The organism is Paenibacillus sp. 01T422 (assembly GCF_056398785.1).
The window spans coordinates 1-8,162 of the sequence record NZ_JBFTQB010000201.1; the positions used below are offsets into that span (position 1 = coordinate 1).

Here is an 8,162-nt window from a genome sequence, read left to right on the forward strand (position 1 = left end):
ATTAGTAGAAGGTAACAGCGAAAAGGTCGACGCAGTGGCTTTACTAATTTCTTTCACTTTGCCTAATAGCACTTTGCCTGGAAAATTGTCCAAATTGATTTCTACGACTTCGCCTTCCTTAACCTTATGAATCTCTGTTTCCTCGACGTTGGCCGACACATACAATTTGTTCGTGTCTACGACCATGGCTACCGTTTGGCCCGGTGAGGAGACTTCTCCGGTTTTGACCAGTGTTTTGATGACAGTTCCTTCAATTGGTGAACGCAGTGCCGCTTGATCAAGGCTGCTTGTGGGCAAATTATTATTGTCTTGCTGCCCAATGATCTGATCAGCCAGTACGTGATCCCCTTCGTTAACCTGCAACGAAGTCACTTTTCCAGTAATTCGCGGCATTACTTTGTAGATGTCTCCAGCAAGTCTGGAATCATCCGTAGATAGATAGTTCTGGCCTTCATACCAAAAATAACCGCCGATTCCKCCGCCTACGACGACCAAAGCTGTCAATATGATATACAACATTACTTTACGCTTCATAATTTCTCCTCAACCTTCTTTTCCAAATGTCTTGTAATCAAATCAAAAGAACTATGAATAGTCACTAATTCTTCTTCTGAGAATCCATTTAAAAATTTCGAATAATTAGCTTCTTGAAAAAAAGAGTTTTCCTCAAACTTTGCCTGCTTTTTCTCAGACATATAAATCCAAGTCACGCGGCGATCCACCTCGTCTTTCACACGCTCAATCCAACCATCGCGTTCAAGCCGATCTATGATACCCGACACGGTACTGTAAGATAAATCAATAGCGTCGACAATCTGCCCGATCGTCTTGGGCTCCTTCTTAATCTGATGCAACGTCATGAATTGGGGAGGTGTTAAACCCAAACAGTTAATCCTTCTAGATAATGACTCTTTATGGTATCTCGTCAATTGCCTCAAAAGTTTAGCAATGTTCGTCTCAAGATACATCCACACACCTCATTTCAGACAAATAGATTTGAAGAGTCGACATTGACTCCCCCAAAAACAAGTTGTATCATAAAACTACATTGTTGTATTATACAACTTTAAAATGGGTTGTCAATAATCAATTCCAGCCTCTTTTTTCAGATTCAAAATTAGAGTGGGGTATGTTACCATAGTTCATATAGCTAATGAGGTGAAGAAGTATGAAAATAGATTCGTTGGAAATCATAGAACTTGAAATGGCCATCTTTGTTCGCCGCCTCACGTCCCTGTCATCTGACAAAAAATTCGGTAATATCGATCGTTCTGCTTATCTTCTGTTGCACCAGATCTCGGCTCATGGCTGCGCTGGCGTCAAAGCATTAGCAGATGTATTCCAATTGGACATCTCCACAGTTAGTAGACAAACAGCTTCACTAGAGCAGAAGGAATATGTCTACAGAATACCTGACCCACAAGATCGTAGGGCCTACAGCTTACAAATAACGGATTTGGGCAAACATGAATTGGATGAATATAAAAAGGCAAGGTCGGTCCGATTTAAAGAAGTGTTAAAAGAGTGGTCAGAAGACGAATGCCAAACATTCGCACTATTATTAAGAAAATTCAATGTTACGATTAATGAAAGTCGTGCAAAAGAGCCCAGCTAATCCTAGTTGGGCCCAAAAAAAGAGGTCAACCAGAAAGATCCGGTGACCTCGTATCAGTTGAAACTTTTAACATCTTCAATCAAACATGTCCAATTGCTGTGGTGGCGACGGCAGCTCTTTCCTCTCCAACCCCAGAAGATTCATAAGTTGAAATGCATTAGCAGCAGCATCCCCACCAGAGTTATTATTAAAAATCACGCAAACCTCATCTGTTTCTTCCTCTAGCTTCACCAGGTTCTCTTTCCACTCAAGCAATTCCTCGTCATTGTAGCGATAGAGGTATCGTACTTCTCGCCAATTCGTTGTCCCACTCGATGTCCAACCTGATGTATTTCTGCCATGGAAACGAACAATCGTTAATACTTTATCTGTTGATCTTAAAATAATCGGAATCGATCCTGGAAATACTTGAGGCTCATCACAGATACTATGAATCCAGCCTTCTTCAACCATATAGGATATTGTTCTATCTTCCATTTCAGCACCAAACCAGCTCTGATGACGAAATTCAAGAGCTACAGGAATATCACCCATTCTCTTCTTTGTTAATCGCAATAATTTTACATTCTCACGATTGCACTCAAACCATGGCGGGTATTGAAAAAGGACTGCTTTTAATTTACTAGCGTCAATAACAGGCTGTATAGATTCAATAAAATCCCGAAACATTACTTCTGTTTCTGCATCGGAATAATTCTGCCGCGTATGTCCCGTCATGCCCTGATAAGCTTTGATCAAAAACGAAAAGTGACTTGAAGTGTCTGCAACCCACTTCTGGTATAAACTGTCTTTGTGAATTGCGTAATAAGAGCTGTCTACTTCAACAACTGAAAAGTATTTACTGTATTCTTTTAGCTTATCTTGCGATCTGACTCCAGTCTTATATAACTCGTCATGGTCTCCCCAACCAGCAAGCCCGATTGATATCATATATTCACCACTCTTTTGAAGAAGTTATTACTCCTACTATATTTTATCGGCATATGTTAATAAATCGCAACTTTTCCCTGAAGTAATTTTCCATAAATCAAAAATGATATACTTATATTACCCCTCGCGGATTTGGTAACGTATCTGATTGATGCAGACTATCGTTTTTATGTGTCTATGGTCCTTTTCACTGTATTTTTAATGCTGCAAGCGGGTATTGGCGGCTTCTTGAACTATGCGGGTCGCATCGTACTCACAAGGGCAGGTGTATCGCTTGCTGCTCAGTTTGCAGCTATCGTATACGAAAACGTTCTCTTGGTATCCGCGGCACTTTCGTATGCGCTCCTACTTGCCTTTAGCCTAGACGTTGTGTCAATTCCTATTTACATAGCCATTGGTGCTATTGCGGGCACAGCATTTATATATTATACAAGTATAACGGCTTGGATAGGCCGTGAATTCGTCCATGTCTCACGGTCGAAGTTGCTCATAAGGCTGCTACAGCGAGTGACTAATCCAGCCTACTCCCCATTGAATAACAGTTTGGGAGCCACCTTGTCTCGCAATCAATTTTTCGGCTATTTTATTTTTTTCTAGGTAGCCATCTTGTGATGGGGATCGCTTTCTGGATGTTGTCAAACAGCTTCGGAGCAGGCCGAATTGGCATTTTCTATGCGGCTAGTACTTTCGCCACTTCCTGGCTGCTCGGATTGTTGAGTCCGCTTCCAGGTGGACTTGGTGTTAGAGAGGGCTTCTCGGTTTACTTTTTGTCGCATAAACTAGGTGCTGAGTCCGCACTGCACATTTCGATCATAGCACGGTTATGGAACATGATGGCTGAAATCACATTCTGGACCTTAATTCAAATGGCCAGTAGACTAGCTCGAAAGGTGAGAAGCCTATGAATCGTAAAAAAGTCGTACTTGTCGCTGGTGTTTTCCCTCCTGGAATTGGTGGCATGCAAAATTATTACTATAACCTCTCCAAGCATACGAAACATGATATTACAGTTCTCGCCCCTGAGTATCCGGGTTGTGAAGCTTTCGATCGCAAACAGTCCTTTCGGACGGTGCGTGGGGCATTTATGCGCAATGAGCGCATACACATTTTGAGCTGGGGGCGCCTTTTCCGGCATGTGAGGAAAATGATGAGCGACGAAGAACCTGATGTTACGGTCTACGGATATGTGCTTATAGGTTTCATCGGACTGCTGTTTCGGGTATTCGGAAAGCGCCGTTATGTGATTTCTACCCATGGCATGGATATGCTGATGTTTCGTCGGTTTTTCGGCTTAAATCAGATGGTGAAGCTAATATTGGTTCATGCCGACGGTGTACTTACCAATAGTATTTTCACCAAAAAATTGGTAGAAAGTTATGGCGTCAATTCATCCCGTATCAGTCTCGTGCATCCTGGCGTGGAGGCCGAGTTTGATCGGAAACCTGCAAATGTAGAGTTCATAGGGCGGTATGGACTTGAAGATAAGTACGTCATTTTATCCGTCGGCCGACTTGTCACGAGAAAGGGACAGGATCGCGTCATCGAAGCCATGCCCGAAATCCTCAAGCAGATTCCCAATGCTATGTATGTTATTGTCGGGGATGGTCCCGATCGTGCAAGACTCGAACAGCTCGTACGGGTGAATGGCGTTGAGGATGCGGTTAAGTTCATTGGCAACATCAGTGGAAGTAAAATTTTGAATGAGTATTACAGTTTGGCAGACCAGTTTATAATGGTATGTCGAGAGCTGGAGAAGGGGGATGCCGAAGGATTCGRAATCGTCTACCTGGAAGCAGCCTCGGCAGGAGTTCCTGTTATAGCCGGAAGGTCCGGCGGGGCTTTGGAGGCGGTGCTTGATGGGGTGACCGGACTGCTCGTTAATCCAGATTCACATGCCGAAATTGTAGAGAGCATTGTCCTATTGGCCAAAGATCAGGCGCTTAGAGATCGTCTAGTCGCAGATGGCTATAAACGTGCGAAGACAAAGTTCCAATATGAAGTGCTCGCAGAGACGTTCGATCAATCCGTGGAAGAGCTGTGCGCAAGCCCTCGGACTAACAGCAAGTTAGTCAGGAAGCGGCCTCGCATGAAGCAGGATATGCGGTAGAGATTGCAAAGAGGGCCAGAAATCACCCCGAGGTGGTTTCTGGCCCTGTTAAGATTTAGAACAACTTAGGCTCCACCCAGCTGAGTAGTCGGAGGATAGAGCCTCAGAAAAATTATTTATTCAAAGGTAATTACATATGGCAACGGGTCAACCTGGCGTGTTTGGCCATTTACTACATATTTTAATCCGTAAATATAGTATTGGTTAGCGTTTATTACCGGAACCGRCTGATTGTAGAAGCTTATTTTGTAGTAGGATACACCACCTATCGACTCAACTTCGCTTGTAACCTCTATAGAGGAATAGACTAGTCCTACTTTAGCTTCAGAAGTGTCTAATACCCCTTTTAACAATCCCGTTCCTGTATCAGGTACGTAGTCACTGTCCTTCAAACTAACCAGCAAGTAATCAGCACCGATAGATGCCTTTGGTATTTGATATCGGTCAAAGTCTATCTCTGTTTTAGCTAATGGATTATATACTTCCTTTGTAACAGAGTTATAAGGTCTTATTTGATCAATTTGGAGAACAGTCGGCGTTTGCACAGAGATCGTAGTTGGCGCTGCACAACCCACATCATTACAAGCTACTACAGAAAAAGTGTAGGTTTTACCCGATTGTAGATTCTCAACCCCATAGTTGGGTACCTCAGAATTAGCAATTTCTTTCCCATCTTGAAGAACCTTGTAAGTAGGCCTACTCATCATATCAACCGAGTTCAGTGTCCACATTAAATAAACCCGAGTCGCAGTGACATTATAAGTTTTCAATTCTTTCACAGGTTTTGGAGTGGTATGCAGAGTAATAGGTTCCAAGACATATGGCTCACCGGAAGCAATAGTAAAATTATTTGTTGTCAGCAGGGAGTACTCTGTTTTACTTGCCTGCACGKAATATGCAATACCTGCTGGAACTTGGTTAAATCTGTAGTATCCATTAACATCAGTCTGAACGGTTCTATCGGTACCTATAAGCGCTACCTTTGCATTCGGAAGACCTTTAAGGCCTGATGATTCCGTATTCTCGAAGACATACCCAGCAACAATTCCTGGCACAATCACACCCGGAATCGGAATCTCGGATACAGGTGCATTATATGGCATCGGACAGGTTGAAGATGAACAAGTGTCCTTGACACTTCCCGTAAAGATAATTTTATCCACTGTTGCTTGTTTATAAGCCACCTTGTACACAGTGTCCCTTAATTGTCCCTGCACTGAAAGTAACACATATTGCTTGAGTTGAGGGTACTGAGTGGCATTAATCACTTTAAGCCCGTTATCGATTTGGAAATCTGTAGCCTTAGAATTAATTACTGGATGGTCGAATTCAATTAATACAAGATCGGAACGTAAACTTGTGGCTGCAACCACCCTCGAATCATATTGCTTGACTTTGATGACAATAGTTTTTGTTGCTGAATAAGCCGCTTTAAAAAAGGTTACAGTTAATACTACCGTTGCATCCCCAGCACCTGATGCAGGTCTCTGAAAAGTTCCCCACGGCGATAAAAATTCCGACTGACCTGAGTCCCATATAGCTGTAAAGGTCCCATCCGTTTGGGGAAATATTGGTCTTTGAGTAACGGAATCAGCTGAATCACCTTCTTGAAATTGCAACTGATAGCCGTCTATTTGATCCCTAAACTCAAAGATAAACTTTCTCGCAGATTGATACTCATTTAAGTAAGCAAAATCTGTATCTAATGCATCATATTTTTTAGCGATTGCTATTGCACGCTCGGCCGCTTCGATATTTGCCTTCTGAGTGGCGTATCCTGAATTGTTTATAGAATTTTGAATGGCTTGATTTGCAAGCTTAATGGCTTCCGCCTTAACCTGCAACTTAAGCTCATCACTCATTTGTATAGCTCCATTTTCACTCGAAACTTTACCAATAGCCGCAGGGTCGCCCGTAACCGTGACATTCGTGCCTGCCGTGATTTTTTGTAGGTTTGCCGCTGCTTTAAATTCAATAGTCGTGCCTGTCGAACTGCTAGGAAGTTCAACATTTTTAAGTTCACCCGCCCCGTCAAGAATCAGTTTCGTGTTAGGTGCTGCTATATAGACACCTTCAGTAACTGTACCTATTGCTGCAGTAATATTAGCACTACTTTTCAGCTTAAGAGACTTAATGACCGTTGGGAGTAGATTACCGTTGGTAGGTGCATCCAGCTTAATTTGCACACCAGGGGCTTCAGCTGTCACTTCTCCATCAATATTACCTTTGAGCGTAACCTGTTTTCCTGCTGCAGAGGAAGCCAGTCTGATTTTGCCTAATGTACCTTTCGAAGAAGATGATTCCAAGATAGCCTGGGAACTAACCTCCGTATCCTCAACAGATGCGCCGTCCTGCACTTCAATCCGCACGCTTTTGCCGCCGTTATTAACCGCATTTACTTTCAACAGTTTGATAATCGTGTTCTGCAATTTAATCGAATTTACATCCCCCGAGAGAATCTCCAACTTCTGAGCGTTGATGTTTCTGAGTGTAACTTCACCGGAGGGACCTGGATCAATAATTAGATTCTGAACAGTAGTGGCAGATCCGCTGGCAGGACCGTATGTACCTGAAGTTTTCACAGTAATTGTGTCTAATGCGGTACCGCTGGCCAATTGCTGCTCCACAGTTGGGCCAGTTGGGCTTACCGTGAATCCTCCACCACCGCCGCCAAAAAAGACAGTTGCAGCTACGCCCAACACACTTTTATCCACAGTAGTTCCTTTGAAAGTAAGCTTGTAAGCTAYATCCTTTGTTTGAGCCGAGGTCGTCAAAACAACGATAGATTTGCTACCTGTTTTAAATGCCGCCTCTACAACCTGCAAATTGTTATCGAAAGCAAAATCGCCTTTACCCACAGAAGTAAGCTCTGTAGAAAAGGTCACTTCAATACTAGTATTACTTACTGCAGCAATTGACGAAATGATAGATCCACTTTGTCCATCGCCTAGCGCCTTGGCTTTCTCAACGTACAGAGAAGCATTCGTTTTAAATTCAAACGCTAATCTAGCAAGGGCTTGACGTTCAGCATTGTCCTTAGGATTAAATGAAAGAGTGCTATCAGGGCCCTCAGTCCCCTGGATAAAACCGATCCGGGCTGCGAAGGAAACTTGGTTTCTCGCCCAATCAGCAATTTGATCCTTATCAGAAAATGTATCGACCATAGGCAGTTTAGCTGCCGTTTCTTCTAATCCAAGTGCACGAATAAAGAAAACAACCAATTCTTCACGTGTCACATTAGCATCTGGAGAAAAGGTTGTAAGCGAAGTGCCCTGCGTAATGCCTGAAGCAACCAACGCACCCACATATCCTCTGTACCAACTATTCGCCTCTACATCCAGGAATGCCTCAGCTTTTGTTGGATCTTCTTTCGCACCCAATGAGAGTACTAGAATCTTCGCTAGTTCCGCTCGGGTCATCGCCTTCATCGGCTGAAAAGTCCCGTCCTCGTATCCAGAAATAATTCCTGCCTCTAATAGAGCATCTATCTCTTTCATGGCATAAGAATTG

The 8,162-nt window shown here is 43.2% G+C and carries 8 protein-coding genes; 4 read left to right on the forward strand and 4 right to left on the reverse strand.

Annotated elements, in window-relative coordinates; all coding sequences use genetic code 11:
- Both AC1DUA_RS13510 and AC1DUA_RS13515 read right to left on the reverse strand, forming a co-directional pair.
- A partial coding sequence (locus AC1DUA_RS13510) for an HlyD family secretion protein (protein WP_477500256.1) occupies positions 1-534 on the reverse strand: 534 nt, incomplete at its 3' end.
- Positions 531-884: a MarR family winged helix-turn-helix transcriptional regulator gene (locus AC1DUA_RS13515; protein ID WP_477500257.1), complete on the reverse strand. Its 354-nt coding sequence runs from the start codon at positions 882-884 to the stop codon at positions 531-533. The genes AC1DUA_RS13515 and AC1DUA_RS13510, both read right to left, overlap by 4 nt.
- 284 nt (positions 885-1,168) lie before the next feature.
- On the opposite strand from AC1DUA_RS13515, the gene AC1DUA_RS13520 reads away from it, so the two are divergent.
- Positions 1,169-1,615 (forward strand): MarR family winged helix-turn-helix transcriptional regulator, encoded by a 447-nt coding sequence (locus AC1DUA_RS13520; RefSeq protein ID WP_477500258.1) that lies wholly within the window; start codon positions 1,169-1,171, stop codon positions 1,613-1,615.
- Positions 1,616-1,690: 75 nt separating this feature from the next.
- On the opposite strand, the gene AC1DUA_RS13525 is transcribed toward AC1DUA_RS13520, so the two are convergent.
- Positions 1,691-2,545, reverse strand: coding sequence for a DUF72 domain-containing protein (locus AC1DUA_RS13525; protein WP_477500259.1), 855 nt, complete (start codon positions 2,543-2,545; stop codon positions 1,691-1,693).
- 171 nt (positions 2,546-2,716) lie between these two features.
- Between AC1DUA_RS13525 and AC1DUA_RS13530 the strand changes: the two genes are divergently transcribed.
- The 3 genes from AC1DUA_RS13530 to AC1DUA_RS13540 are packed head-to-tail and all read left to right on the forward strand — an operon-like array spanning position 2,717 to position 4,652.
- Positions 2,717-3,142, forward strand: a complete 426-nt coding sequence (locus AC1DUA_RS13530; protein ID WP_477500260.1) for a hypothetical protein — start codon at positions 2,717-2,719, stop codon at positions 3,140-3,142.
- Positions 3,143-3,156: 14 nt separating this feature from the next.
- Positions 3,157-3,450 (forward strand): hypothetical protein, encoded by a 294-nt coding sequence (locus AC1DUA_RS13535; RefSeq protein ID WP_477500261.1) that lies wholly within the window; start codon positions 3,157-3,159, stop codon positions 3,448-3,450.
- The gene (locus tag AC1DUA_RS13540) at positions 3,447-4,652 is read left to right on the forward strand and encodes a glycosyltransferase family 4 protein (RefSeq protein WP_477500262.1); all 1,206 of its coding nucleotides are present in this window, start codon (positions 3,447-3,449) and stop codon (positions 4,650-4,652) included. The genes AC1DUA_RS13535 and AC1DUA_RS13540 overlap by 4 nt, the downstream gene beginning before the upstream one ends.
- Before the next feature lie 116 nt (positions 4,653-4,768).
- On the opposite strand, the gene AC1DUA_RS13545 is transcribed toward AC1DUA_RS13540, so the two are convergent.
- Positions 4,769-8,149, reverse strand: coding sequence for an S-layer homology domain-containing protein (locus AC1DUA_RS13545; RefSeq protein WP_477500263.1), 3,381 nt, complete (start codon positions 8,147-8,149; stop codon positions 4,769-4,771).
- Positions 8,150-8,162 lie beyond the last annotated feature (13 nt).

What these genes read in the sequence shown, in the direction of transcription:
- AC1DUA_RS13520 (WP_477500258.1), top strand. Translation starts at nt 1,169, where the DNA reads ATGAAAATAGATTCGTTGGAAATCATAGAACTTGAAATGGCCATCTTT.
- AC1DUA_RS13525 (WP_477500259.1), bottom strand. Translation starts at nt 2,545, where the DNA reads ATGATATCAATCGGGCTTGCTGGTTGGGGAGACCATGACGAGTTATAT.
- AC1DUA_RS13535 (WP_477500261.1), top strand. Translation starts at nt 3,157, where the DNA reads ATGGGGATCGCTTTCTGGATGTTGTCAAACAGCTTCGGAGCAGGCCGA.